This is a genomic window from Acidianus sp. HS-5 (genome assembly GCF_021655615.1).
In the GTDB taxonomy this organism is placed as follows: Archaea; Thermoproteota; Thermoprotei_A; order Sulfolobales; family Sulfolobaceae; genus Acidianus.
Window position 1 is genome coordinate 789,960 of record NZ_AP025245.1, and the last position, 24,868, is coordinate 814,827.

General features: G+C 35.6%; 26 protein-coding genes. 14 read left to right on the plus strand and 12 right to left on the minus strand.

Annotation, left to right across the window (positions count from 1 at the left end; translation table 11 throughout):
• Positions 1–317 precede the first annotated feature (317 nt).
• Together HS5_RS14490 and HS5_RS04195 are read left to right on the plus strand one after the other, a co-directional pair.
• Positions 318–449, plus strand: coding sequence for a hypothetical protein (locus HS5_RS14490; RefSeq protein WP_256445567.1), 132 nt, complete (start codon positions 318–320; stop codon positions 447–449).
• On the plus strand, positions 431–637 hold the full coding sequence (locus HS5_RS04195) for a hypothetical protein (RefSeq protein WP_236752916.1): 207 nt from the start codon (positions 431–433) through the stop codon (positions 635–637). The genes HS5_RS14490 and HS5_RS04195 overlap by 19 nt, the downstream gene beginning before the upstream one ends.
• A gap of 1,073 nt (positions 638–1,710) precedes the next feature.
• On the opposite strand, the gene HS5_RS04200 is transcribed toward HS5_RS04195, so the two are convergent.
• Both HS5_RS04200 and HS5_RS14495 read right to left on the minus strand, forming a co-directional pair.
• Positions 1,711–2,886, minus strand: coding sequence for a winged helix-turn-helix domain-containing protein (locus HS5_RS04200; protein WP_236752917.1), 1,176 nt, complete (start codon positions 2,884–2,886; stop codon positions 1,711–1,713).
• Between the two features lie 162 nt (positions 2,887–3,048).
• Positions 3,049–3,174 carry a hypothetical protein gene (locus HS5_RS14495; RefSeq protein WP_256445568.1) on the minus strand — a complete coding sequence of 42 codons (126 nt, stop codon included), beginning with the start codon at positions 3,172–3,174 and terminating at the stop codon, positions 3,049–3,051.
• A 109-nt stretch (positions 3,175–3,283) separates the two neighbouring features.
• On the opposite strand from HS5_RS14495, the gene HS5_RS04205 reads away from it, so the two are divergent.
• The gene (locus HS5_RS04205) at positions 3,284–4,828 is read left to right on the plus strand and encodes a 4-hydroxyphenylacetate 3-hydroxylase family protein (protein WP_236752918.1); all 1,545 of its coding nucleotides are present in this window, start codon (positions 3,284–3,286) and stop codon (positions 4,826–4,828) included.
• Between the two features lie 273 nt (positions 4,829–5,101).
• Positions 5,102–5,656, plus strand: a complete 555-nt coding sequence (locus tag HS5_RS04210) for a hypothetical protein (RefSeq protein WP_236752919.1) — start codon at positions 5,102–5,104, stop codon at positions 5,654–5,656.
• 219 nt (positions 5,657–5,875) lie between these two features.
• Here the strand turns inward: HS5_RS04210 and HS5_RS04215 are convergent, their stop codons facing one another.
• Both HS5_RS04215 and HS5_RS04220 read right to left on the minus strand, forming a co-directional pair.
• Positions 5,876–6,220 (minus strand): hypothetical protein, encoded by a 345-nt coding sequence (locus tag HS5_RS04215; RefSeq protein ID WP_236752920.1) that lies wholly within the window; start codon positions 6,218–6,220, stop codon positions 5,876–5,878.
• Between the two features lie 39 nt (positions 6,221–6,259).
• Positions 6,260–6,958, minus strand: a complete 699-nt coding sequence (locus tag HS5_RS04220) for a hypothetical protein (protein WP_236752921.1) — start codon at positions 6,956–6,958, stop codon at positions 6,260–6,262.
• Between the two features lie 37 nt (positions 6,959–6,995).
• Here HS5_RS04220 and HS5_RS04225 point away from each other — a divergent pair, with 37 nt between their 5' ends.
• From HS5_RS04225 to HS5_RS04240, 4 genes are all read left to right on the plus strand, one after another.
• The gene (locus HS5_RS04225) at positions 6,996–7,676 is read left to right on the plus strand and encodes an arylmalonate decarboxylase (RefSeq protein WP_236752922.1); all 681 of its coding nucleotides are present in this window, start codon (positions 6,996–6,998) and stop codon (positions 7,674–7,676) included.
• 34 nt (positions 7,677–7,710) lie between these two features.
• Positions 7,711–8,133 carry a hypothetical protein gene (locus HS5_RS04230; RefSeq protein ID WP_236752923.1) on the plus strand — a complete coding sequence of 141 codons (423 nt, stop codon included), beginning with the start codon at positions 7,711–7,713 and terminating at the stop codon, positions 8,131–8,133.
• Between the two features lie 179 nt (positions 8,134–8,312).
• A complete protein-coding gene (locus tag HS5_RS04235; RefSeq protein ID WP_236752924.1) occupies positions 8,313–9,929 on the plus strand; it encodes a cbb3-type cytochrome c oxidase subunit I in 1,617 nt (538 codons plus the stop codon).
• A 54-nt stretch (positions 9,930–9,983) separates the two neighbouring features.
• A complete protein-coding gene (locus HS5_RS04240) occupies positions 9,984–11,243 on the plus strand; it encodes an NAD(P)/FAD-dependent oxidoreductase (RefSeq protein ID WP_236752925.1) in 1,260 nt (419 codons plus the stop codon).
• A gap of 15 nt (positions 11,244–11,258) precedes the next feature.
• On the opposite strand, the gene HS5_RS04245 is transcribed toward HS5_RS04240, so the two are convergent.
• Entirely contained in the window at positions 11,259–11,774 is a 516-nt protein-coding gene (locus HS5_RS04245) for a hypothetical protein (RefSeq protein ID WP_236752926.1), read from the minus strand.
• Positions 11,771–12,160: a hypothetical protein gene (locus HS5_RS04250; RefSeq protein WP_236752927.1), complete on the minus strand. Its 390-nt coding sequence runs from the start codon at positions 12,158–12,160 to the stop codon at positions 11,771–11,773. The genes HS5_RS04245 and HS5_RS04250 overlap by 4 nt, the downstream gene beginning before the upstream one ends.
• A 95-nt stretch (positions 12,161–12,255) precedes the next feature.
• Between HS5_RS04250 and HS5_RS04255 the strand changes: the two genes are divergently transcribed.
• A complete protein-coding gene (locus HS5_RS04255) occupies positions 12,256–12,861 on the plus strand; it encodes a trimeric intracellular cation channel family protein (RefSeq protein ID WP_236752928.1) in 606 nt (201 codons plus the stop codon).
• Here the strand turns inward: HS5_RS04255 and HS5_RS04260 are convergent.
• Positions 12,848–13,678 (minus strand): EamA family transporter, encoded by an 831-nt coding sequence (locus HS5_RS04260; RefSeq protein WP_236752929.1) that lies wholly within the window; start codon positions 13,676–13,678, stop codon positions 12,848–12,850. The genes HS5_RS04255 and HS5_RS04260 overlap by 14 nt on opposite strands.
• A gap of 10 nt (positions 13,679–13,688) precedes the next feature.
• Here HS5_RS04260 and HS5_RS04265 point away from each other — a divergent pair, with 10 nt between their 5' ends.
• Together HS5_RS04265 and HS5_RS04270 are read left to right on the plus strand one after the other, a co-directional pair.
• A complete protein-coding gene (locus tag HS5_RS04265) occupies positions 13,689–14,285 on the plus strand; it encodes a hypothetical protein (protein ID WP_236752930.1) in 597 nt (198 codons plus the stop codon).
• Between the two features lie 24 nt (positions 14,286–14,309).
• Positions 14,310–15,101 (plus strand): tetratricopeptide repeat protein, encoded by a 792-nt coding sequence (locus HS5_RS04270; protein ID WP_236752931.1) that lies wholly within the window; start codon positions 14,310–14,312, stop codon positions 15,099–15,101.
• Here HS5_RS04270 and HS5_RS04275 read toward each other — a convergent pair.
• Positions 15,098–17,404: a protein kinase gene (locus HS5_RS04275; protein WP_236752932.1), complete on the minus strand. Its 2,307-nt coding sequence runs from the start codon at positions 17,402–17,404 to the stop codon at positions 15,098–15,100. The two genes, HS5_RS04270 and HS5_RS04275, sit on opposite strands and share 4 nt — an antisense overlap.
• A 26-nt stretch (positions 17,405–17,430) precedes the next feature.
• Positions 17,431–18,390 (minus strand): BadF/BadG/BcrA/BcrD ATPase family protein, encoded by a 960-nt coding sequence (locus tag HS5_RS04280; RefSeq protein WP_236752933.1) that lies wholly within the window; start codon positions 18,388–18,390, stop codon positions 17,431–17,433.
• A gap of 107 nt (positions 18,391–18,497) precedes the next feature.
• On the opposite strand from HS5_RS04280, the gene HS5_RS04285 reads away from it, so the two are divergent.
• The 3 genes from HS5_RS04285 to HS5_RS04295 are packed head-to-tail and all read left to right on the plus strand — an operon-like array spanning position 18,498 to position 22,190.
• Complete coding sequence (locus HS5_RS04285; protein WP_236753461.1) at positions 18,498–19,316, plus strand: (Fe-S)-binding protein; 819 nt, start codon at positions 18,498–18,500, stop codon at positions 19,314–19,316.
• Positions 19,310–20,464: a lactate utilization protein B gene (locus HS5_RS04290; protein ID WP_236753462.1), complete on the plus strand. Its 1,155-nt coding sequence runs from the start codon at positions 19,310–19,312 to the stop codon at positions 20,462–20,464. The genes HS5_RS04285 and HS5_RS04290 overlap by 7 nt, the downstream gene beginning before the upstream one ends.
• The gene (locus HS5_RS04295) at positions 20,439–22,190 is read left to right on the plus strand and encodes a chloride channel protein (protein ID WP_236752934.1); all 1,752 of its coding nucleotides are present in this window, start codon (positions 20,439–20,441) and stop codon (positions 22,188–22,190) included. The genes HS5_RS04290 and HS5_RS04295 overlap by 26 nt, the downstream gene beginning before the upstream one ends.
• Here the strand turns inward: HS5_RS04295 and HS5_RS04300 are convergent.
• Genes HS5_RS04300 through HS5_RS04310 form a run of 3 tightly spaced genes read right to left on the minus strand, consistent with a single transcriptional unit; the run spans position 22,144 to position 24,759 of the window.
• Entirely contained in the window at positions 22,144–22,512 is a 369-nt protein-coding gene (locus HS5_RS04300; RefSeq protein WP_236752935.1) for a HEPN domain-containing protein, read from the minus strand. The two genes, HS5_RS04295 and HS5_RS04300, sit on opposite strands and share 47 nt — an antisense overlap.
• Positions 22,499–22,759, minus strand: a complete 261-nt coding sequence (locus HS5_RS04305; protein ID WP_236752936.1) for a hypothetical protein — start codon at positions 22,757–22,759, stop codon at positions 22,499–22,501. The genes HS5_RS04300 and HS5_RS04305 overlap by 14 nt, the downstream gene beginning before the upstream one ends.
• Positions 22,760–22,776: 17 nt before the next feature.
• Positions 22,777–24,759 (minus strand): acetate--CoA ligase, encoded by a 1,983-nt coding sequence (locus tag HS5_RS04310; RefSeq protein ID WP_236752937.1) that lies wholly within the window; start codon positions 24,757–24,759, stop codon positions 22,777–22,779.
• Positions 24,760–24,868: the final 109 nt, after the last annotated feature.

Sequence of the window (24,868 nt, forward strand, 5' to 3'; positions counted from 1 at the left end):
TAAGTACTTTTTAATGAAAGCATAAGAGATTGTGCAAATAAACATTATGATATTGCTCTATTCCATCTAGAACAAGCTTTACAGCTGGGAATTAAGGCATATCTTTTAAAGAATAAGGGAGACTTCCCTAAATCTCGTGATTTAAATGAGCTAATCAGCATTGCAGATGATAATGATTGCCTAAGGAAAATAAGTAGCAGGAGGTGGTATGTAATAAGTATATTAACTGACGCATATATAGGCTCTAGGTATTTATTAAGGGATTATACTTATAATGAATATAAGACTTGTAGGAATTTTGTAAAGGAGGCATTAGAATGTTTGAATATTATAAAAGATTAGAGGAAATTAATGAAGATTTCGAGAAGAATAAGGATAAGTACTTCAAGAGGATTGTTGAAGTTACAAAAAATATGAGGGCAGGGCTTACTTGTTCGGATCGCAGTTAAAAGGTAATGCAATAGCTTCCAGCTATGTGGATATTTTAATAGAAATTCCTTGTAACGTATACTGGCTTGACGTCATTTCAGAGCTAATGAGAAAAGTAAGAAATCCTAAGTTTGAATTCCATGTCCACTGCGTAAAGGAAGCTGAGGAATTGAAGAAGTTAATTAAGGATTACGTTGAATTAACATAGGATTATTAGTAATGAAATTTCGTTATTTTGGAATTTTTCTATACAATTCTAGATTTAGCGGTACTGCCATGAAATCTAGTACTGGTCCCATGACGAAAGGAATTATGTAATCCCCTAAGGTAAAAAGGACTCACCTAAAATTCTATCTATGCCAAATGTAGATAATAAAGCAAAACCCTTCTCCACTTCAATTAGCCATGACATTCATAGCTGTTAATATAATAGGTTCTAATACTCCTCCAACTAGGTAGGAGATTACACTTATTAGTGAAGGGAAGGTAAATCATGAAGATTAGTATATCGTTAAGAGCAGTAATTAATATAATGGAGAATTACCTCTGTAAAGTACTCTCCTTTATTCTATCAGTTAAGAATTAAGAAGTTATGCCTAGTATTGATGTAAACTAAGCTCACTTCAAGAACTGAAAGCTACTCCAGATTTGTATAAATATAACGACTACGATAGTTGCGAAGTTAAACATGAGATAAATTAGGTAAAGTATAATAATTTCCTTGAAGGGATTACCTTTGCCCTTGTATTAACATCTTTAAATCTCCTCATTAGAAGAACTGATATTATTAAAAATGCTATGTAAAAGATCTCAAGGGAGAAGTAAAATTACTTTAATAAGTTTAAAGATCCAATCACTATAGTTAATACTTAAGTTACAAGATTACCTGCTGAAAAACGCTATAACCTAAAGTACGCAGTCTTTAAAATTATAAGAAATGAGCGTTTTATCTGCGTAGAAGTTGCAGACGATATTCCAAGGAGGATGAAAGATATTATGAAGGCATAAACATTGCTAAAGGTTATTATGAAAATTGATAAAGCGCCGGTGACTGTAGATATTCTCTACACTTTACTCCTAATTTCTGTGATAATAGACCAATGGGGTAACTAAGAATGAGGTGAGTTATGACGTATAAGGTAAAAAGGATTGATATGAAGTAAGGTGAATATCCTAAAAGGTAAGTGTATAAAGGTTAAATTCATTAAATCGATCGCAATTGCTAACGTAAAAGTTTGTGAAAATACGTAAAATGAGGCATAGTCAAGTTTGCTCACTTCATTAACTCTCTTCTATCATTAATTTTCCTACGTTAACGTCTGCAGATATTTTTAAGCGCTTCTCTCCCTGCCTTATCGGTGGTACTTTAACGTAACTCATGTTGCTATCTACGTCAGTTATTATACCTGCATCTTTGGGTAAATCTAATGTGAGTACAATATTTGAAGCGTTGGAGTCAATGTCTAGGTTACCTCCTGAAGGGAATGCAAGTTTTCCTTTAATATTGCTCCCATCAGAATCAATGCTAACTTTTTCACTGCCGGTTAAGTTTAGGTCGACTTCACTACCGTCAGAATCAATGTTGACTTCTTTAACCTCGGTATTTAACTCAGCCTTACTCCCATCTGCTTCGATACTTAACTTTTCCAGAGTAATCAAACTTAATACTGCACTACAACCGTCTAATTCGATTTTAGCTTTATCTCCTAAGTTTATTTCAGCGTCATCGAATGATGAACACTCAACTTTTAAGTGAGATTCTCCTTGTGTTAATGTTAATTTACTTCCGTCGAGCTCAACCTCAAGATTTTTAGGAGGCTTTATAGGAGAATCAAATACAGTAATTTTCCCTGTTTTTCTCAGAAACATCTTATGAAAATTTGTTGCAATTTTATTTAAATCAATTAGTTTACTCATTGGAGAATTTGGAGATGTTACAAATCCTACTTCAGATATTTTAGAAGAGATTGCGGAATATTGGTCTGGCTCACACATTATTATCCCTACTTCATATATTTTCTCAAATATATCATTTATATCTTCAGGTTTTACAGATTTGTCTATTTTCAATACCCCTACTTCATATATTTCCAACTTATTTTTATTATCCTTAAGCCTCTTTACGAGTTCCGGAGTTATTTCATAAATCCCTATGCTAGAAATCTTCACAATATCTGGAGGAGAGGCAATAATGGGAGTTGAACTCTTTTCCTTAACTTCTTCTTTTCCTTCAACTTCCATGATTATATTGTAGGCCCTCTTACCTTCCTCTGTTAAAACATACTCATCATTGACTTTCTGTATCAAGTTTCCTAATTTCCTCAGATGAAAGGCTAATGACGGACTATCTATACTAAGTTCATTCATTAAATCCGAAAAACCTGCCTTACCTTTTTCTTTAAGAATTTTAATTATCTTCCTTCTAGTCTCGTTTGCTATTGCTTCAAATATGTCCATATGTGCCAATATTAGAATTTACAAATATAAATTTTCAAGTAAATAATCATTTATTTTCAGGTAAACGAAAATTTACTCATTCTACAAATAAAGAATTTAGTTCATAAAAAGAAAATGTAACTTTCAATTATATAAAAATAAAATAGAATTTTATTAATTAATTTATTTTTGTTTCTTTTTATGAGCAAGTCTTTCAGTTTCTTCCTTTACTTTCTCTCCAGCTTTTTCTGCTTCTTTAGCTACATCTTTCGTTGCGTCTTCTATCTTTTTAGTTATTTTCTTTGCCATTAAACTTATACTTCTCTATTCTAGTAAAAAAGGTTTTTTGAGAAGTAGTTTTTTTCATTTAAGAAAAGCTTATACTAAAGTTTAAAAACTTTAAATCCAGATATAGCCCATGGGATTAAGAACAGGTCAAGAGTATTTAGATTCAATTAAAGTTAGGAACAAGGCAGAAATTTACGTAATGGGAAAGGAAGTAAAGGATGTAACAACTAATCCCTTCCTAAAGCCTTCAGTTCTAGCATTTAAAGCAACTTTCGATTCCGCATGGGACGAAGATACTAAAGATCTAGCCAGAGTGTGGAGTCCTTACATTAACGAGGAAGTTAACAGGTTTAATTCAATTCACAGATCGCCAGAGGACTTAGCTGCAAAAGTTAAGCTCTTGAGGAAAATAAGCCATAAAGTAGGAGCTTGTTTCCAGAGATGTGTAGGTTTTGATGCACTAAATACCCTTTACATAACAACAGAGCTCATGGCACAACACGGTAAGACAGAACCTAAAGAGAAATTCATTGAGTATTTAAAGACAGTGCAAAAGAAGGACTTAGCATTAGCAGGAGCAATGACTGACGCAAAAGGAGTAAGGACCTTGAAACCTCACGAACAGCCAAATAAAAACGCTTATGTAAGAGTAAATGAAGTTACAAAGGATGGAATTTACGTTTCTGGAGCTAAGGCAAACATAACTGGAGTTGCCGCCAGTGAGGAAATAGTAGTTTTACCTACAAGAGCAATGGGGCCTGATGATCAAGATTACGCTGTAGCTTTTTCAGTTCCTACAGATACTGAGGGAATAAAAATCGTAGTGGGAAGGCAGTTAAACGATGCAAGAAGGCTAGAAGGAGGAGACATAGACGCAATACCTTACTTCTATAACCATGAAGGATTAGTAATCTTTGATAACGTTTTCGTGCCCATGGATAGAGTGTTCTTGATGAGGGATTGGCAGTACACAGGGCAATTAGTTGAAATATTTGCTGCATATCATAGACAGGGATACGGCGGATGTAAGGCAGGCTTAGGAGACGTAATTATAGGAGCCACGTATAATTTAGCTAAACAAGTAGGTGTAGAAAAAGCTCCTCATGTTCAGGATAAGCTTAACGAGGAAATATTCCTCACTGAGACAATGTATGCAGCAGGAATTGCCGCCAGCTTAAACGGAGTAGAAGTTTGTCCAGGCTGCTGGTGGGTAAATCCAATGCAGGCTAATGTTACAAAGCATTTAGTTACTAGGTTCCCTTCACAGATCTCTCAGCTGGCAATTGATATTGCAGGAGGGATTTTAGGCACAGCTCCAAGTGAATGGGACTTAAAGAATCCTAAGATTAAGGAATTGCTGGCAAAGTACTTCCAAGGTGTTGAGGGATATACTGCTGAGGATAGGATAAGAATGGTAAGGCTTGTAGAGAACGTTGCCTTAGGAGTTGCTTTCCAAATAGAGTCAGTTCACGGAGCAGGAAGCCCTGCAGCACAACGTATAATGTTCAGCAGACTGTATAACTTAAATTACTCTGAAGAGGTTGCAAAGAAGTTAGCAGGAATGAAGTCTGAAGTAAAGTTTACTAAGAAAGTTGAACCTTGGAGAGATTCTGAGACTGAAAAATTAGCTAAAGAAGCTGAGAAGAATACAGCAACTGCTAGTAGTGGAAAATAACTATTCTAGGAGTTATAAAACCATCAGAAATGGGGCCTTTTCTGCAAATCGAAGAAGGCTCTCCAGAACGGGTCTTCACTATGTTTTTCTATCCTTTTATTACATAAGTAAACTCTTTCTTCCGCTTTTCCAATTATTTCGACCTCCCTTTAGAGCGCATATTGTACAAGAGTTTATAAGGGTCAAGTTGCTTGGGTTAATTAGACTGTTTGCTGCTAAAATCCTCGTGATTACTTTCGTCCATTTCAAGTTATATGTTATTACTATCAAGTAATGTTAACTAGGATAGTTGCTTGTAAGAACGGCTGTGATTTTGCTCCTAAACTTTACGTTTATACTACTCACATTAATATTTGTTGCTCTAGTGGCGGAGGGAGAGGTGGAGAAGGACTTTGTCGCCCTAAACTTGAGTCTAACCTTGCTTCTATATCCAATTTGACTACATACTTCCCAGCGCCAGTAAACTTTACTAAACTAGTTAAACTAGCATGCCTAAGCTACGGTGAATATTGTAGTAATAATAGTCTCGATCTTGGTCATATTTATTATTCATTTGGTATAGGAATTAATGTTGGAAGTTTAATTGCAATTGCTTCAGCACATGATCCTGATTTAGCACCTTTGGTTGCTCCATTAAGTACTGTAAATATTGCAGTTAGACGGGAATCTAGTACTTCCGAAGTATCTCTTATAGTATGGAATATACGTAACCAATATCCTGATGCTAACCTGGCATTCTATTATTCCAACCTTACTGCAGAATACTGCATCAATGGAGGGCTTTATCAATTGCCCACTGATGTATTTATTGCAAACTATACATACTAATCATTTTCACTATTGGTAATATGCACATAGTTTTTGTTTAAATAATTAATCTGGTTTTGTGGAGAAATTTAACGCTAAAACTTATGTTTACCTAGAAAGTTATGAGACGATGTTGCTGATAATACTAAAGCTTTCTTGAAATGGGAGAGGAGCCTTCTGGTTCTTTGATTTGCAGGAAAAATACCTCTAAATTTGAAATAATAAATGTAATGCTAAAGCCTATTTTCCTTGCAGTAATATCTTTATGTGATATCTTATACAATCCATGTACCTGTCGTGTTTTCTTTCTCTATTTAACACTATGTAATTAATTACGAACTTATTTGAGAGTATTTTTCTTGCATACTCAAAACTTAAGTCTGAGGACTTTAATAATCCAGTAATATCGGGATTAAAGAACCCTAGGTCTTGCTCCTTAAGGGAGAATATAAAATCCTTTGTTTCTTCTTTCCACGAGTTAAGTATTCTCCTTACTTCATCACAACTTATATTCAGAGTTTTTGCTATGAAAATTACCGGCTTATTATGACATCTCCAGTAAGCTATTTCCTTTTCTAAGTTCATGATAAGAAAAATACCAGAGTAAGTTTAACGCTTTTCTATTTAGCCAGATCTTCTTAATTTCTCGAACAACAACCAAGAGGCTTGTGAAGCCGATTCTAAAGACTTCATTGTAGGATAAAGGCTCCATTCAACTTCTCCGTGAGCTAATAAATTCCTTACGTTAATTGCCAACCTAAAAGCTAGGCTAGTCTTTTCGTCCATAAACCTCTCAGCCCAGGATAAGAGGGAACCTTGGGAATAAGGGAAAACCTCTCCATTAACTTTTACCTTATATTTACTCCAGCCCTTCTTTTTTAAGAGTAATTTGAGCTTACGATAATCCAGATTCTTTACCTTAACCTTAGTTTTACCATATTTTATATATTCTGCCTTCTTTAACCATTCACTATACAAGGCCCTCAAAGACATTTCCATAACTAGGTAAATTTCTAAAGTAGCTATTTCGTTAAATCCTTCTATTTCCAAAAGTTTGATTGCTCCAGATTGTACTTTTCTGACTTTTTCCGGTAGATCGTCGTGTATTTCTCCTGGGCCTAGGATTATATAAGGAATATTTGCTAAAAATACTCCTACCACATCCTTCTTTTTCTCAACTTTTATCTTCTCTTCTCCATCTATTATTACATACTTATCCTTATATTCAATTTTATCTAAAACTTCATCAATGATATCGTCATCTCTGGATTTCTTATACTGGAAGAAATCGTCAATTGCTCTGATAATTTTTTTCTTTAACACAAATAGTTTTATCTAAATTGGCATTATAATCTTATCCATGCCAGGAGGAAGAGGTAGAATAGGAGTAATCATCCCAGCAAATAATGCAGCAATGGAATATGACTTATGGAAAATGGCCCCAGAAGGGGTTACAATACACGTTACTAGGATGAAGCCTACAAAGGGTTGTGAACCTACAGATGTCGAAGCCTTTAGACAGGATATTAAGGAAACCTACTATTTACTCCACGAAGTTTCTGATGTAATAATTTACGGTAGAACTTACGGAACTCATAAGCATGGTAACATTATCAAGGAAGTAATTAAGGACATAGTAATACCAGAAGAGGCAGTATCAGAAGTGCTCAGAAAGTTGGGAGTTAAAAAGGTTTGGGTAGGCACTCCTTATATAAAAGAAAGAACTTTAGAGGAAGTGTCATGGATAAAATCTCAGGGATTTGAGGTAACAGGTTTTGATGGTTTAGGAAAAATTAAGGGAGTTGATATTTCAAATACTCCTGTCTTTACAATTTACAGGCTTGTTAAGAGGAACTTAGAGGACGTAATTAAGGCTGATGCAGTATATATTGCTTGTACTGCTTTATCAACTTTTGAGGCATCACAGTATCTACATGAAGATTTAGGAATTCCAGTTGTTACCGAAAATGTTGCATCAATGTGGAAAGCTTTACAAAAGATTAAAGTGAAAGGTATTACGCCAGGGTTCGAATTAAGATAGAAAACTTTTATAATGATAGAAAGCAGTGATGTCTGTGAATAGAATAATAATAGGAATACTGCTGATGTTGATCTCGATTTCAGCATTAGTATTTTACTCTCAAGATCACTATAAGGAAATAAAATTAAATCCAGATGATGGATATACTATGAGAATTAATTCTCCTATTGCATTTGTTTATTACAAGGTGTGTGACGGTAACGTAAGTTTAAAGATAATTAACGGCTCGATTATAAACACTTATGGAGAGAACTCCAATTATGTGGCAATTGTTAAAAGTAATGGTGAAAATAGCATGTTAGTCCTGCTTAATAAGGAAAATCAAACTACAAGCATAATTAAGTATACTGTAGATGCTTTATGTAATAGTAAATTCTACGAATTATTTTTCTCTATCCTTTTGTTTATCATAGGCGCGGGAGTTGTATTAGCTGAAATAAGGAAAAAGAAGAAATAACTTCTGCAGGTCCTCTAGTATAAATATATTTATTTTAGTTTTTATGCATTCATTTCATACAATGGCAACAATGTAAACTTAATTTATATAGTTCTATAAAAAGATTTGTCAAAAAGTTAGAAAACGTATATATTTCTTCCCGAGTAAAGAATATATTGCATAAGCGTTCATTAACATGTATGAGTTCAGTTTCAAAAGGTCTAATTAACTTAGTTAATACAATATTTCAGCTTGACAAGGACTGGGTAAGCAGGATAACAATGGGAATGATAGTAATGAGCCTTGTATGGGGAATGTTAGGCATAATCGACGCATTAATGGTAAGGATACAAGAATTAAGTTGGGGAGTTTCTCAAACCTTAGTATTAACTTCACAGGAATATTACGCAGGAATAGGCTTACATGCAATGAGGGACTTATTCGGCTTTGCAGTGCAATTAGAAATTGCAATCTTTGTATTTCTCTCCTACAAGATTCTGAACTTCCGACCTAGAGCAAAGTGGTTCCTTAATATAGGATTCATATTATTCAACATAGCATTCATGTTACTAGAAGGGCCTATTGTAGCATATCCATCATTTAATGATAACTACTTCCCAGCAGAAAGTTGGTATTATCTATCACCTTATGGATTACCTGCATACTCACAAGACGTAGTTTCACCCCTATGGTTCTTCGGTTGGGAATTAATGGACATAGGAGTTTACATTTACGTGATTTGGTTAATATACCACTACTACCTTGCAACTAAAACATACAAGGAGAAGCTCCCAATATTTGGAGTCTTCGCTTTAATGACTTCATTAATGATTGCAATTGGATGGAGCGGAGAAGTTGCGGCAAACACTTGGGATATATTAAACTACTATGGACTTGTGGGATTAAACGTCATATCTAACCAGATAGCCTTCGGAATACTATGGCACTCAATCGTCTATATATCATGGATGCCTGCAGTAGGTGCAATGTATTACTTAATACCACTATTAGCAGGAAAACCACTATACAGCGACAAGATGGGAAGAGTTGCTGCACTCCTTTACCTGGTATTCTCAAATAATGTGCCAATACACCACTTATACATGGTAGACTTACCAGTAAGTTTGAAAGTATTACAAGAAATACTAACATTTGGAGTAGTTGTACCATCAATGATGACGTTCTTCAACTTATGGGCTACAGTTAAAGGAGCACAAGTAAAGATGAACTTAATTACTGCTTGGATAACAATTAGCTTTGCTGGAGCAATTGCGGCAGGAGTAACTGGAATTGCTAACGGTGACTTATCATTTGATGCAATAATTCACGATAGCATGTGGGTCGTTGGTCACTTCCACGCAATGATATTCTGGTCAATTGTTCCTGCAGGATTTGCAACACTGTACTACATGGTACCAATGCTAACCGGAAGAATGTGGTACTCAACAAAACTAGGATGGATCCACATGGTAGGATACATGATAGGAACAGCAATGATAATAACAGGATTTGACGCATTAGGATTATCTGGGCTAGTGAGGAAGGCAGAGATCTATCCATTAATTTCAGCTTACCTTACACCAGAGATAATGGCTAGCGTAGGAGCAATGATTGCGGACTTCGCTACATTACTATGGTTAGGAGATTTAGTGCTAACATTACTAAAGGGCAAGACACAGAACTTTGAAGGAGTAAGCTTAGATAACGCCGTATCATTCGTAGCATCTACACTGGAAGCACCAAAGCTAGAAAAGGTAGAGATACCTCTACACAATGTAAAGTCAGCAATAATAAAGGTATTAGAAAAGAAGAACTGAATCTTTTTATCTTCATCTAAAAACTTCTTTTTTCTTTCAGTCAATTATTACTTTATGAGAGCTATAGTTATTGGTGCAGGACATAACGGTTTAATAGCTTCTTATTATTTAAGGAAAACGGGATTTGACGTAATAATTTTTGACAACAGATTAGGAGGAATGACCGATACTACCGTCATAAAAGGCGTTAAGATAAGCAGGGCTTCTTACGTTTTGGGTTTAATGCCTAGAAAATTCGTAGAAGAGTTCGAAATCCCTGTAATCCAACAAGATCCAGTACAAACAATATGGTTAGAGGATAGGGTAATCCCGTTTTGGAGAGATAGAGAAAAGAGAATAAAAGAACTTGTAAATGCTGGAGAGGATAAATTCCCGGAATTTGAGGAGAAGATTACAAAGTTTAAGGAACTTTTAGAGAGGAAATTTACGTTCGTGACTACTCCTCCTTCTGAAAAGGAGGTAAGAGAAGAGGCTAAGAAAATAGGAGTTGAAGACGTTATGAGACCTTCAAAGGAATTCTTATCAAAGTATCTTTCAGAAGATCTGCACTACTCCTTCATCTACCCTGGAATGGAAAACTCTCCTGGTTACCTTGTTTCGTACTTTTACAATGACTGGTCATTCGTTAAAGGAGGAATGGGCACTGTAGCTGAGAATATATATGAGAAGGCTAAAAAGATAGGAGTAGACTTAATTAATGAGAAGATTGATAAAATTCTAGTTGAGAACGATAAGGCAGTAGGAGTTAAAGTTAAGGATAAGGTTTACAAGGCTGACGTTATTTTATCTACAGCAAGTCCCGCAGAAACTATGAGGTTGGCAGAATATGATCACAAGTTTTTCCTGCATAAGCCTGGATGGGTTAAATATAATGTAATCCTCAGAGAAATACCCAAGGTTTGCGAGAGGATAAAAGGTTTCCTCAATTCGATAATAGACTTTGAAGGAGGAGAAGTTGTTATTCCTTCGGTACTAGACGATAATAGAGGGGGAGTAGTAATGGAATTTATGGGCAATTATGATGAAGTTATGGAGAGATTTAAAGGGGAGATACTTCACGTTGATAAACTAAACGCAAAAAACGCTGAGGAGATTTATAATTTACCTGCAGGAGATCTCAATCACCTACCTATGAGAGAACCTTACTTGTTTGATGGAAGGCCAGAGAAAGGCTGGGGATATAAAACTCCTATAAATAATTTATACTTGGGAGGAGCTGGAACATACCCTGGAGGGCAAGTTTCCGGAATTCCCGGATATAATTCTGCAAGATTAATAATTCTTGATAAACTTGGAAGAGATCTTATTACTTAATATATTTTTGTTAAATCAATATTTTTTACTTATCCTTGAGAAAAGGTTAATTATACCTACTGCTAATGAAAACCAGTAAGCTAAAGTCGGATAACTTTCTATCAACATGGTTATCTGCGATCCAGAATATGTGAAAGTAACGTACTCTTGTCCTATTATGAAAAACGGATAAGTAACTCCTTGAAGGAAATAGGAAATAACATAATTAAATAGGAAGTACATAATAACTGGATCCAGAATGTAGAATAACGAAGCCCATGCTATTAGCATGTAGTTCTTCTTAACTCCTTTCTTAAAGATGGTGTATAGATAATAAGAGGAAACTGCTATGACGTAAGCCCTAAATGCTATAAGTATTACATTAATGAATTCCGAGATGTATAAATATTGACCTTCAAAGTAAATGTTCAAAAGGAATATGGAATCGTCAATCCTAATAATTCCCCCAACTGAGTATATCCACCAGCAGTAAGGTAAAACTGCCACTATGATGTTAAGTAATAAAGACGTGATAGAGAGCGGATATTTCATATTTTTTCACTTGTGCAAAATGTAACATTAAGGAAATGAAGCTTAATAAAAACTACGCAGTCTTCATTCCTTAAATTTGTCTCAAATTCATGGTAATTGCTTATGATCAGAGTAATATTCCTGGCAGTAAGTGAAGGTATTGTTTGAGGATTGCATAAGATTATTTCCTTTCCTTTTATCACGCAAATTATAATAGGAAAATTCTCTGTATTATTTACGCAGACTTCCAGCTCTTTACCGTGAGTGAAAAAGGCAAACTTAGGTTGGTTGAATATATTAATATCAGAAATTTGCGAAATACCTTGATTTAGTACGTTCAGTGCGTTGGTAAATGCTAGCTCTATCGCTAAAACTATAATGAACACTACAAGACCTACAGTCTTCATAATCCTCTTTATGAAAAGAGATGTTTAAAATCTTTTGGAAATTCTGGACTCTCATTATAGAAAAGCATTTTTATTACTTACCTATGTTACGCTTAATGAGTTTAATATTACTTATTACCAATTACATTGGAATTATAGCATTTTCAATAGCGGGTTCAATGAAAGCGATTGAAAAGAAGATGGACTTACTAGGTGTATTAACATTAGGATTCTCAACCTCACTTGCAGGAGGAATATTGGCAGACTTATTGCTGGGAATTACTCCTCCTACAAACTTGATATACATACCTTATCCTACAGTCTCTTTTGTAGCAAGTTTATTAACTTTCGCATTTTACAAGAGGTTCAGCCACGTGAATAAGCCTTTAATATATGCTGATGCCCTGGGTTTGGGTGCATTTACTGCCTCTGGTGCTTCATTAGCTTTCGGTGTTAAACCAGAGCCTTTGCTAGTTATAATGGTAGGGACTATAACTGCAGTAGGAGGTGGAGTACTTAGGGATATATTAGCTAACGAGATTCCTTTAGTGTTAACTAAGGAATTTTACGCCTCAGCAGCAATTATAGGCTCTGCTTCTTATTATGGCTTAGCAGAAATAGGATTACAAACTGGTTTTCTAACTACTCTTATTTTATTACTGACTTTCGGTCTTAGGTTGCTAGCAATTGAAATGAAGTGGAAGTTGCCTAATGCTGCTTAATGCTAACTAGTATTGCTGAGAGTATCATAATGCTCCCCAATGCTTCATAAAGGTTAAGGAATTCCCTAAAAATTATCATCGAAAGTATTATTGTGAAGACAGGTTCCAATGCTGTAACTATTGAGGCTGTAATCGAGTCAGTTTTCTTCATTCCTCTATAAAAGAAGAAATAAGGAACTACCGTTGCGAATATCGCTAAGTAAATCCCGGAGTAAACTGAAGGCAAATTAAATAATCTGACAAGAGGTAAGGAGAAAGGTATTGACCAAAAGGACTGCGCGAATATTATTTCCCAATCGTCCATGTTCTTGTACTGAAGTAAGCGTGAAAACGATATTAAACCTGCATACGTTAACCCAGAAGCTAAACCTAAGAGGAATTCTAGGAGTGTAGGAATTCCTAAATACATTATATATAGCCCTGCCAGTATCATTAAAGACGAAATAACCTTTCCTCTCGTAGTCCTCTCTTTGACTAAGAAGTGCGAAAACAATGAAACCCAAAGAGGAGCAGTATAAAGCAGTACTGCTGAAAGTGAAGGACCGTCTATTGGGATTGTATAAATGTATGTTAAATAAAATAATGAGGAGACTAAACCCATTATTATTGCATATTTATTTATTATTACTCTCTTTACTATAAATAGAGAAATCACTGCAGATACAACGCTCCTTATTATAACCATGGTAAAAGGATTACCGCCAAGCAAGTAAAAGTAGTCAACAGCTATACCTATCGTACCCCAAAAGAAAGCAGCTAAAGTTAAGTCTGTGTAACCGTTAGTTATCCTCATTTCATTAATAAAACAATACTCCATAATTTAACTAATGTTGGACTTTAATGACGTAAAAATAGACATAGAAGATGAAAAGACCAGGGAACTGATTTTAAACTTCTTTTCAATATTCGTATATCTATCAAATTTTTACGATAGAGATTGTATAATACATACTCATTGCAAAGGTGTACAAATAGAAGGTAAAGTTACATTTGTTACTATTACTGAGTTCCCTAAAATATATTCTAAGGGAGCAGACAAATTAAGGGCACTAGCTTATATTTCAATTTTTAGAAACGAAAAACCAGTAGTAGAAAATGACCTGCAAGCAATTTCATCAATATCCATTGTTCCCCTCTATTTTTCAATTAAAATGAAAGATCTGGGTATAACTAAGTTTATTTCCTCACTAAGTAAGTATTATATTCAGATCTATAAACAGATTAAGAAAGAAGATATTAAAAACGATTTTAGGGAAGTTCTGAATTCATTCAGTAACATAGACACTAAATTCCTTGACAGTACTAAAAACTACTGCAAAACTGTACATTTATGCGTTTATTCAAGGTTATTAAGCTTCACTTCTGGAGAAGTCCTATCTTCAGACGAACTATTGAGAAAATATGGCATAATAGAAGGTTTTTAATTTCTTTACATCTAATAATAATTGATGTCACAGATAGATGAAATTATCAAGCAATATAATAGCGGGAACTTGAATTTAGCTTTACGAAAACTAGAAGAATTAGTAAGTAAAAGTCCTTCAAAGGAGGCTTTCGAATTAATGGCGAAAATATTATTAGAAATGGGTAAGGATGACGAAGCACTAGAATACTTTGATAAGTCAGGAAATAAGGAGGAAAAAGGAAGAATACTCCTATCAAGAGGAATGTACGATGAAACATTGGAGGAATTAAGAGATGTAAATTCTCCTCAAGCAAAGTTAATTAGAGCTACCGTATATTTAAGGAAGGAAGACTATGCGAAAGTGCTTCAAGAATTAAATGATATAGAACTACAGGATCCCCTCTATTATAAAACGAAAGGAATAGCAGAATATTACTTAGGAAATTATTATGATGCATTAAAGGACTTAACTAGAGGAATAGAACTCTATCCTTTAGATTCAGAACTTTATTATTATAGAGCATTAGTTAAAATTTCATTAAATGAGGATAAAGAAGCAGAAAACGATATAAATAGCGCAATAAACTTGAATCCTTACTATGCAGAGGCTTACTTTAGTAAAGGTTTTCTTAAGGAGAAGAAAGGTAAGTATGAAGAAGCAATTGCGTATTATTCCAGGTCAATAAGTATTAACCCAGAATATGTTAATGCGTACGTAAGAAGAGCTAAGGCTTATATGAAAAGCGGAATGGAAAAAGAAGCAATGGATGATATTAAGCTCATTAGAGAATTGGAGGATAAAAAGGAGGAGAGAGAAAAAGATAATGAAAGCTAAGCTAATTTATTCAACTCTGCTATAACGTAATCAATGCTAGGCCTCTGTAAAGGATTAGGCGAAGTCATTGCCTTTATTAGTAGAGTAAATTCTGCATATTCTTGAGATAAGGAGAGATTCTGGTGAAATGTTGTTAGCTCTTTTCTAGCACTATCTAAGAATAGAGAGTAAGGTTTATTATTAATATAGAATTGCACTGCCTCGTCCATCAATCCTGCTACCTTAGGAGGATTAAATTGTCTCTGAGTTAGCATTTTGTAAATAGTAGAACCAAAAGCGTAAATATCCATCTTAACGTCTGCACCTTTCTTACTTAGCATTGCATCAACTTGGTCTATTGAACAATACTGTGGAGTGTATTCAAGAACTCTCTCTCCTATCCTTCTGGCAGAACCTAAATCTCCTAATTTAACTAAAACTTCACCATTCTTTATGTTCTCATATATTTCTTCTGCAGTCCTTCCTGGAGACTTATTAAAGAATATATTTGCAGGTTTTATATCAAGATGAACATATCCTTCTTGATGAATAACTTTCAATGCATTAGCGATGCTTAGTGAAATCAAAGCTACTGCTTTTTTCCAGTAATTTGAAAGTACTACTGCTTGATTCTTTATTAGGTCATCTGCCGTCCCTCCATCCATTAACTCCATTATTATTGCAGGAGGGCTGGAATAATACACTTCAGATTTTCCACTGACTATATCTTTAATATTATTTAAATCGGCAAAAAATCCATATATTCTAACAATATGTGGAGACTTTTCAGAAATACTCTGCAGATTTGAAGACTCCTTTGATACACTTTCAAATAAACTCAGAATATCATTGACATTAGACTTGGAAATTTTAGTTATTTTTATTGCAAACTTTTGATTATTTCTTTCACTGACTAACACATAAGAGCTTCCCCCACTTCCTAAAATCTTTGTGACTTTATAGCCGTAAAGATTACTTCCAATCCAAACGTTAGGATCCCAATTATCTAACGGAGGTAATTTGGGAATACTAGGTTTAGCTTCTACCCCTAGTAACGAAGCTAAAACTGATTTAGCTTTTTCTTTAACTGGTTGCGGTAAGTTCTTAGTAAGTAAATAACTTGCTAGTTTCTCAGCAGAGTTCTTATCTTTCTGCATTAGTACATCAAGTAAGTTAGGTGCGTCAAAAAGAACGATATTATTTGATATTATACAATTTACAACATTTGAAAGGGAATTACAGTTGTTGTAGATTATTTTTCCAGCAGATTTGGAATAGATCCATGACATAGTGTTACAATCAAACCTTGAAGCAGCATCACAAAAGATCTTAGTATGACTGTAATTTAATTTAAGTAACGCATTCAAATATCTTTCTGCCCTGTTATAAAGATTGGAATTTATCGCATTAAACAGCTTATTTTCTATCACTTGAGGATCCGCAATCCCTATTGGAATTACAGAGGCTCCTAAAATTAAGAAAAATAATGGATAATACGGCGAATAAAGAAAGGAAATCCACGCTAAACCTAGTGATGTAAGAGAAATTATTAATGAAAATTCAAGATCTAATTTATTCCTGAAAATGATACCTCCTATTACCGCAAATAATAACATAGATATTGTTAAATATAATATTAAGGGATTTACAAAGCCCATTAAATATGACGGTGTCAAATTGTCACTAATAAGCAATATAAATGTCAAAGGAAGTAATGACGAAAGGAAATAAGGTAATGATACATTTCGTATTGCATTAAAAGTTAATGCTTCTGTTTTTTTACTTGCAGATAACGTGAACCCTACTATGCTTACGAAAGTATAGAATATATTTATTGGATTTTGAAAGAATGTAGAATAAGGTAAATATTTGAAAGCACAAGAAAAGCATTTTATATTAAGGAAGGAATACTGTAAAATTGGTAATAATACTAGAATTGTTAGAACTGCGTAAGTTATCTGTAACCCTATACTCCCGAAGAATAATGAAACAAGTATCATTACGACTACTATTGCTATAAAAAGAATATAGAAAATAGAAGAAAGTGTAAATGAAGAGAATGTTTGAACAAAAATTTCTGGTCTAATTAGTGGTAACAATAAACCGGAAAGAACCATTGCAATCCCTATAGATTTCAAACTAGGCCTTATCGACATCGCTAAAGAATATATTATTAAGCTTTCTGTTACGACAAATACATCGAAGTTTGATAGAAAAGCTGAGAAAGAATAGATTTTAGGATATAAAATTAAGAAACTTATAGCTATCGAAGATGCTATAAATGAAGCCCTTACGGCGTTAACAATTTTCTCATTAATCTTCATTTGAGTATATATAGAACTAGCATAATTTAAGTTTCACTATTTTTTAATTTAGGATTTATAAATAAATAGCTTTTTAGTTCTTCTTCTGGTAAATTATAGATTTTTTCAGTTAATTCCTTAGCAAGCTTATTCCTCTCCTCAAAACTCATTTTAACTCCTGCCAAGACTATACCGCCCAAGACTGCTTGATAACTATAAAAGATCTCAACACCAAGAGGAGAAACTACGCTCCTTATTATCTTCGAATTCATTACACCACCTATTACGGAAACCTTTCCTCCTTCTTTCCTGAGCCTATCAATCATTCTTACAATGTAATCAGCTGCCTCGTTCATTACTCTTAAAGCTAAAGGATCTCCTTTCATAGCTAGACTATCAACCATAACGGCAAAACTCGCAATGAGCCTCTTATCTTGATCTTTAGAAAGCCTAATTACAGCCTCCCTAAAAGGGAGTTTAAAATATTCTTCAATAGCTTTAGGTAATTCACTACTCTCTTCAATCCCATCAACTACCCTAGTTGCATAAGTTATTGCAGTCTTAGCGATCCAAGAAGCAGAACCTTCGTCACCGAAAATCCAACTCCAACCTCCAACCCTATGTGACTCACCGTTCTTCTGATAAAAGGCTACACTTCCTGTCCCTGGAGCAAAAACTCCTCCGTCCTCAAAGAGGTTAGTTGCCCTATAAGCTCCTACACCATCGTTAAAAACTTGAGAGTTCAGGAAGATCCTCCTAACGAGATCTATTCCTCTTTTAGTATCTTCTTCAGAATCTCCTATTCCTGCTAAACAAAATACTGCCTTATCAGCTTTATCACCTTCTGCTTCGCTTATTGCCTTCCTTAAGCTTTCTTCAGCTTTTCTTTCTCCAACTACTGCAAAATTTGAAGATCCCGCTAAGCCTACTCCTTTAATCTTAAAGCTCTCCTCATCAAAAAGTAATGCAACCGTCTTTGTGGCCCCTCCATCTACTGCGAGTATCACGTTATTTTCTTTTGATACACTATTATTAATGAGTTTTCTTATTCTATATCGTGAACAACCTTTCCGAAATAGGGAAAATTTTAGTAGAAAACCTAAACAGAGAATACATGCCCTTTCCCGTGGATAAAAGAGTATGCAGTAGTTGGGCTAAGGATTTACCTAGAGGAGGAGATACTATTATTTACACTTCATGTATGTATCAAATAGAGCCTTCAGTAGGAACATTCCTTAAACTCTTACCTTCAATTTCTTCCCTCAAGGGTTTAATGCCCCTAGCTAGAGTAGTTAAACCGTCTAAGACTCAGCTAGAAAGAGCTTACAGGATTTTAAACAACATCGTCATAGCACTCAAAAAATCTGGAATAAATACTGGCTACCTTTACGAAGACGAACCTTACAGCGGTGCAATACTTCTAGAAATGGGTTTTTTAGACGAATTCGGAGAATATGCACGAAAGGTCGTTAAACTATTCAAGGAGAAGGGAGTAAAGAGGATAATAACTGTAGATCCTCACACTCACAACGCTTTAACTAGGTATAAGGAATTCGTAAATCATGATATTGATGTTGTGAATTACCTAGAGTTGGTAAATTATACTAAGGAAGTTAAAGGAGAGTTCACAATACATGATTCATGTTTATATTCAAGGTTTCTAGGTTTAAGAGAAAAATACAGAGAGCTACTAAGAAAGTCAGGAATAAAGCTGATAGAGGATGAGAAAATAACTGGAAAGGACACATCATCGTGTTGCGGAGGTCCTTTGGGACCTGTAGATTTAAAGGTGAGCGAAAAAATTGCAGAAAATAGGGCTAAGGACTTAGAAAAGCTCAACAAGAAACTCCTCGTAGTTTGCCCTATTTGTTACGTAACTCTCTTACCTCACTTTAGCGGAGAAATAAAAGATATTTCGGAGGTGATATTTTGAGCTGGGATATAGCGGTTTCTAGAGCTATAAATAACGCAGTACCTAGAGTTTATAAAGTACTAAACGAGCATCCTTACATCCCAGAGTTGGCTAAGAGACTTAGGGGAGCAAAGCTAGAGGTCCTCAATAACTTGGAAAAATACGTTGAAGAGACTATACAGTCTGTAAAAAACAACGGTGGAAACGCTTACTACGTTCACGATGCTAAGGAAGCTCAAGAAATTGTTGGAAAAATAGTAGGCAAAGAAAAGATTGTAGTAATGGGTAAATCAATGGTAGCTTATGAGTTAGGAATTAGAAAATACTTGGAAAGCTTGGAAAATGAAGTCTGGGAGACAGACTTAGGAGAGTTCCTAATTCAACAGGCAAATGAGCCTCCTTCACATATAATTGCTCCTGCAATTCACATGACTAAGGAAAGAGTAGGCAAACTGTTGAAGGAAAAGATTGGAGGAGTTGATGAAAATTCTAAAGTTGAGGACATGGTTGCTGTTGTTAGGAAATTCTTGAGAGAGAAGTTCATTAAAGCAGATGTAGGAATAACTGGAGCAAACGCAATTGCCGCAGATACCGGTTCTATACTCCTAGTAGAGAATGAGGGAAACATAAGGTTCACTACAGTTTCTCCTCCAATTCACATAGCGATTGCAGGAGTTGAAAAGATCCTGCCAACCTTAGCTGACGCAATGATAGAGCCTTTAGTTCAGTCTGCTTACGCTGGTTTATACCCACCAACTTACGTTAATTTAACTTCGGGACCAAGCTCAACTGCAGATATTGAACATAATAGAGTTAGACCGGCTCACGGACCTAGGGAGTTTCATCTCATCCTTGTTGATAACGGGAGAGTTAAAGCTAACAAGGACGAAGTGCTGAGGGAAGCCCTTCTGTGTATTAGGTGCGGTAGATGTCACTTCCACTGTCCAGTTTATAGAGCTATAGGTAACGTTTGGGGAGATCCTCCTTATAGTGGACCAATGGGTGCAATGTGGTCTTACGTTGTAGACGGTGATTCAAAGCCTGCAATGTACTGTGTTCATTCTGGAAATTGTAAGGAAGTTTGCCCAATGCAGATAAATATTCCTAGAGTGCTGGAGTATATTAAAAATAAAGGAATTCATAATGATAGTGGCGGCTTTAATGCTTAGCCTGGGCAAGCTACCTTATTTTGAAAAATGGATACTTCTAGGAGTTTTAATAGGAATATCTGTTGGAGTATTTTCAATTGCATTCACTGTTCTCCTTAATCTTTTTCAGTTTCTTTTCATTCACGAAATTCTTCACGTCGAGTATCCTAAACCTTTGGGAGAAGGTGGGAAACTCATAATTCCCCCTTTTCATCCTAACTTACTTATACCTGGCATAGTTGGCTTAGGAGGATTAATTGCAGGAATTCTCATCTATAGAATTTCTCCGGAAACTGCAGGAGGCGGTTTAGATTTTGCAATAACGACATATCATAAACTTCAAGGTAAAATAAGGAAGAGGGTTGCCTTTGTTGAGCTCTTCACTTCGACCATTATTTTAGGATCAGGGGGAAGTGCTGGAGATTTAGGTCCTATGGGTTTAATAGGAGGTTCATTAGGTTCTACAATTGCTCAATTATTAGATTTGACTCCTGAGGACATGAGGAAGGCTGTTGCAGTTGGAATAGGGGCAGGAATAGGGGCAATATTTAAAGCCCCTATAGGAGGCGCATTACTTTCTGCAGAAATTCTTTACAGGAGGGACTTAGAGCCTGACGTTATTTTACCCTCAATGGTTTCCGCTGCTATTGCTTATTCGATTTACGGCTCTTATGTAGGTTTTCAGCCACTCTTTGGAACTTATCCTTTCTGTTTTTCACCCCTAAGGCTACCATTTTACGCATTATTTGGAGTAATAATTGGTGTTCTCTCTATATTCTTTGTAACCCTATATTCCTCAATAGCTTCAGCGTTTAAGAGGCTTAAAATAAGGAGTGAATTAAAACCTGCCATTGGTGGAATTTTAGTTGGTTTACTTGTCCTCCTCTTTCCAGAAGTTTTGGGAACAGGCTACGGTTGGGATAACTTACTTGAGTTTGGAGTAATACCTTCTCTTCCTTTACCTTGTGCTTTCCTATTATTAATAGCTATAGTTAAGATGATTTCATCTTCGCTCACAATAGGTAGTGGGGGTTCGGGAGGAATAGAGGCCCCTGCATTTGAAATAGGTGCCTTCTTAGGTTCATCTTACGGTTTAATTACGCATAATCTTTTCCCTACCATAGTCCCGGTAATTGCTCCATTTGTAGTAATTGGGATGTTGACCATGTTCGGTGCAGCAGCAAAGGCTCCACTGTCAGTAATGATAATAATAACTGAAATGACTTCGTCCTTACAGCTTTTACCGGGAGAAATGATAGCTGTCGCCATTGCCTATGCAATTTCCGGTAAATATTCTTTGTATCCCTCCCAATATCCAACAAGAAGAGATTCGCCAGCACATAGGAGTGAATATGAAATTCCAGTAATGGAGGAAATAAGGATAAAGGAAGTCCCCCTAACTGAATTAAAGATTAAGGAGAATGATGACATAACCCTAGCTAAGAAGATGATGGAAGAGGAAGGTTATTTATCCTTACCCGTAGTTGATAACGAAGGAAACTTTGTGGGTGCAATATTTTATAGAGATATTGTAAACAAGCAAGGGAAAGTAAGAGATTACGCCGTTAGAGGAGTTCCTTACGTTACTCCTAGCGCGAATATTGAACATGCTTGGGAAATAATAACAAGGACTAAATCTAGGTGGGTTGCCGTGGTTGATAAAGGTAAACTATTAGGAGTAGTAACTCTTGACGACTTATTTATTGTTTATGAGAAGGAGTTGAGGAAGATTCATAACCACGAATAATCTTCCCTATTTCTTGGACTAATCTTTTTGAAATTTCAAGACATTTCATTGCGTCCTCCTCCTTCAGACTTTCATAACCATAATCTGCATCCTTTCTTTTCTTGTATAAATACATAGCTTCTTTTGCTAAGCTATCTTTGCCTAAATGCATTAAAATATTAATTAGCTTATCGTCCCTCCTAGGTATAGTAGTCCTAAGCTTATATCCTAATTTCTCTATTTCCATACTTACTGCAAAATAAGATGCTGATACTGCCTTATTATAACAGCCGACTTTTATGTCCTTTTCTGCCTCATCTAAAAGAACGTCAACCTTGTCCATTTTTAACTATGTGGAAGTTTACTGAGCAGTTGTACTTAGAATTAACCTCCAGTGCAACGTTAATAACACTCATAATAACGTCATCATTCTTCTCCTTAACAACAACAAGAACATTACTATCGTAAACTCTTTCGTTCTCTTCAAGCCCAAGTATCATTACGAGATTATTACCTAGCCTTTCTCTCAGTAACTTAGTGAATTCAAATAGAGCTAAATCCCATTCCCTCTCAAAGTTTAAAGAATACATTATGAAAAAATAGGCGATTAAAATAAAATCCTTACATCGACCGCAAAGGCTCCTTTTTCATTGACAATTAATGGGTTAATATCCATTTCTTTAACGTTCAAATCAACTATCATCCTTGAGACTGTAACTAAAGTCCTTATTAACGAGCCTTCATCGTAACCTCTCTTCCTCGCAGTAAGCATATCATGAACCTTACTTTCCTTAAGCATTTCCAAGGCTTCGTCCTCATATACAGGTGAAATTCCGTAACTTACGTTTTTCAGCACTTCAACGTAAATTCCTCCACTACCTACTAACACCGTATGACCGAAGACCGGGTCTTTTATACCGCCTACAAATACCTCCAATCCCGTGAGCTGTTCTTGGATCATTACCCTCTTAGTTATCTGTGAGAGTTCCTTATACACGCTCTTTACCATGTCTTTCTCAACGTTCATTATTACTCCTTTCATTTCAGTCTTGTGAACTGGTTTATCTGCTGAAATTTTCATTACTACTGGGTAGCCAATGTTGTCTGCAACTCTCTGCGCCTCTTCTTCAGACTGAGCAATTCCCCACTTCGGAGTCTTTATACCGTAAATCTCCATTAATTTAAGTGCCTCGTAATCAGTTAAGTATTCTTTTCCCTTTGTAAGTTCTACTGCTGATGAAATAGGCTGAGCTACCCTTATCTTCTTCCTTGGGTTTGGCTTTGAAGTCAAGTACTTTATAGCCTTTACTGCTGCTTCAGGGAAATTAAATGCAGGTATGGAGGCAGACTCTAAAATCCTTAGTGCTGAGTCCTCATCAATACCCATCATTATGCCAACTACTCCCTTGCCCTTATAGTTCAGTAAAACTTTTGCCACTTCACTACAACTTACTACGGGCAAAGATTGTACAATGACGAGCTTTGTGCAGTCCAGGTCTTGGACAATCTTTAATGCTTCAGCGTACCTATCTCTCCCAGCGTCTCCTGATAAATCCAAAGGATTTTTAGGCAGACTTGTTACAGGTAATATCTTTCTCAAGTCGCCTTTTATCCTTTCAGGGATATCTACCATATTTAGGTCGTTCCTTGAAAGTGCGTCAGAAGTTAATACTCCGTGACCTCCGCTGTTAGTTACAACCAAGATGTCGCTTTTTATTGGCTCTGGTGATGTCACAAACCTAGTTAAGTTGAGGAAATCGCTCAAATCTTCTACGAATATTCCTCCTACAGTGTTAATTGCGGCCTTAAATACTTCGTAAGAGCCTGCAAGACTTCCAGTGTGAGTCTTTACAGCTTCAGCACCTTTTGCAGTAGCACCACCCTTTATGAAAACTACAGGTTTTCTTGATACTGCATCAGGAACGACGTCAAGAAACTTCTCTCCGTCAGCAACTCCTTCTAGATAAACAAAGATAGCCCTGGTTTCCGGATCTTTAGATAAGTAATCTATCACTTCGTACTCCTTAACGTCAGCTTGATTACCCATGCTGACTAGGAAGCTTATTCCAGTTCTAGTCCTTTGTGCCCAATCTAACATGTAGGCTCCTATTCCTCCGCTTTGGACTACTAATGCAATTTCTCCCCTTTGTACATTAGCGTAAGCAAAGGTCCCGTTAAAGTCTGGCGAAATTAATCCCATAGTGTTAGGTCCTAAAACTCTTATTCCTCCCTTCCTGGCTGTTGAAATTAATTCGTCCTCAAGTTTTGCTCCTTCTTCACCTACCTCCTTAAATCCTGAAGTTATGACGATAGATGCTTTAACGCCTTTCTCTACTGCATCCTCCATTACTTCAACGGAAAACTGCCTTGGGACTGAGATTATTGCTAAATCGACTTCCTCAGGAATTTCTTTCAAAGTTTTGTAAGACTTCATTCCTTCTATCGTCTCAGCCTTGTTGTTCACTGGAAAGATTTTACCTCTGTAAGTTGTCATTAAATTCCTCAGAATTATACTGCCTATCTTTTCCCTGTTCCTTGAAGCTCCTACTACTGCTATAGATTTTGGTCTGAAAAGAGGATCTAAAGACATACATTACTTTTGAAGTCGGGATTAAAATTTCCTATGTATAACCATTTATAGATTTCTAATTAACCGTGTTAAAGTCGCTTTCCAGACTGTTTCAATTCTAGAACTGAAA

What these genes read in the sequence shown, in the direction of transcription:
- HS5_RS14495 (WP_256445568.1), bottom strand. Translation starts at nt 3,174, where the DNA reads ATGGCAAAGAAAATAACTAAAAAGATAGAAGACGCAACGAAAGATGTA.
- HS5_RS04235 (WP_236752924.1), top strand. Translation starts at nt 8,313, where the DNA reads ATGAGTTCAGTTTCAAAAGGTCTAATTAACTTAGTTAATACAATATTT.
- HS5_RS04270 (WP_236752931.1), top strand. Translation starts at nt 14,310, where the DNA reads ATGTCACAGATAGATGAAATTATCAAGCAATATAATAGCGGGAACTTG.
- HS5_RS04260 (WP_236752929.1), bottom strand. Translation starts at nt 13,678, where the DNA reads ATGGAGTATTGTTTTATTAATGAAATGAGGATAACTAACGGTTACACA.
- HS5_RS04310 (WP_236752937.1), bottom strand. Translation starts at nt 24,759, where the DNA reads ATGTCTTTAGATCCTCTTTTCAGACCAAAATCTATAGCAGTAGTAGGA.
- HS5_RS04295 (WP_236752934.1), top strand. Translation starts at nt 20,439, where the DNA reads ATGATAGTGGCGGCTTTAATGCTTAGCCTGGGCAAGCTACCTTATTTT.
- HS5_RS04300 (WP_236752935.1), bottom strand. Translation starts at nt 22,512, where the DNA reads ATGGACAAGGTTGACGTTCTTTTAGATGAGGCAGAAAAGGACATAAAA.
- HS5_RS04215 (WP_236752920.1), bottom strand. Translation starts at nt 6,220, where the DNA reads ATGAACTTAGAAAAGGAAATAGCTTACTGGAGATGTCATAATAAGCCG.
- HS5_RS04240 (WP_236752925.1), top strand. Translation starts at nt 9,984, where the DNA reads ATGAGAGCTATAGTTATTGGTGCAGGACATAACGGTTTAATAGCTTCT.
- HS5_RS14490 (WP_256445567.1), top strand. Translation starts at nt 318, where the DNA reads ATGTTTGAATATTATAAAAGATTAGAGGAAATTAATGAAGATTTCGAG.
- HS5_RS04225 (WP_236752922.1), top strand. Translation starts at nt 6,996, where the DNA reads ATGCCAGGAGGAAGAGGTAGAATAGGAGTAATCATCCCAGCAAATAAT.
- HS5_RS04275 (WP_236752932.1), bottom strand. Translation starts at nt 17,404, where the DNA reads ATGAAGATTAATGAGAAAATTGTTAACGCCGTAAGGGCTTCATTTATA.
- HS5_RS04305 (WP_236752936.1), bottom strand. Translation starts at nt 22,759, where the DNA reads ATGTATTCTTTAAACTTTGAGAGGGAATGGGATTTAGCTCTATTTGAA.
- HS5_RS04200 (WP_236752917.1), bottom strand. Translation starts at nt 2,886, where the DNA reads ATGGACATATTTGAAGCAATAGCAAACGAGACTAGAAGGAAGATAATT.
- HS5_RS04285 (WP_236753461.1), top strand. Translation starts at nt 18,498, where the DNA reads ATGCCCTTTCCCGTGGATAAAAGAGTATGCAGTAGTTGGGCTAAGGAT.
- HS5_RS04205 (WP_236752918.1), top strand. Translation starts at nt 3,284, where the DNA reads ATGGGATTAAGAACAGGTCAAGAGTATTTAGATTCAATTAAAGTTAGG.
- HS5_RS04250 (WP_236752927.1), bottom strand. Translation starts at nt 12,160, where the DNA reads ATGAAGACTGTAGGTCTTGTAGTGTTCATTATAGTTTTAGCGATAGAG.
- HS5_RS04210 (WP_236752919.1), top strand. Translation starts at nt 5,102, where the DNA reads ATGTTAACTAGGATAGTTGCTTGTAAGAACGGCTGTGATTTTGCTCCT.
- HS5_RS04255 (WP_236752928.1), top strand. Translation starts at nt 12,256, where the DNA reads ATGAGTTTAATATTACTTATTACCAATTACATTGGAATTATAGCATTT.
- HS5_RS04265 (WP_236752930.1), top strand. Translation starts at nt 13,689, where the DNA reads ATGTTGGACTTTAATGACGTAAAAATAGACATAGAAGATGAAAAGACC.
- HS5_RS04245 (WP_236752926.1), bottom strand. Translation starts at nt 11,774, where the DNA reads ATGAAATATCCGCTCTCTATCACGTCTTTATTACTTAACATCATAGTG.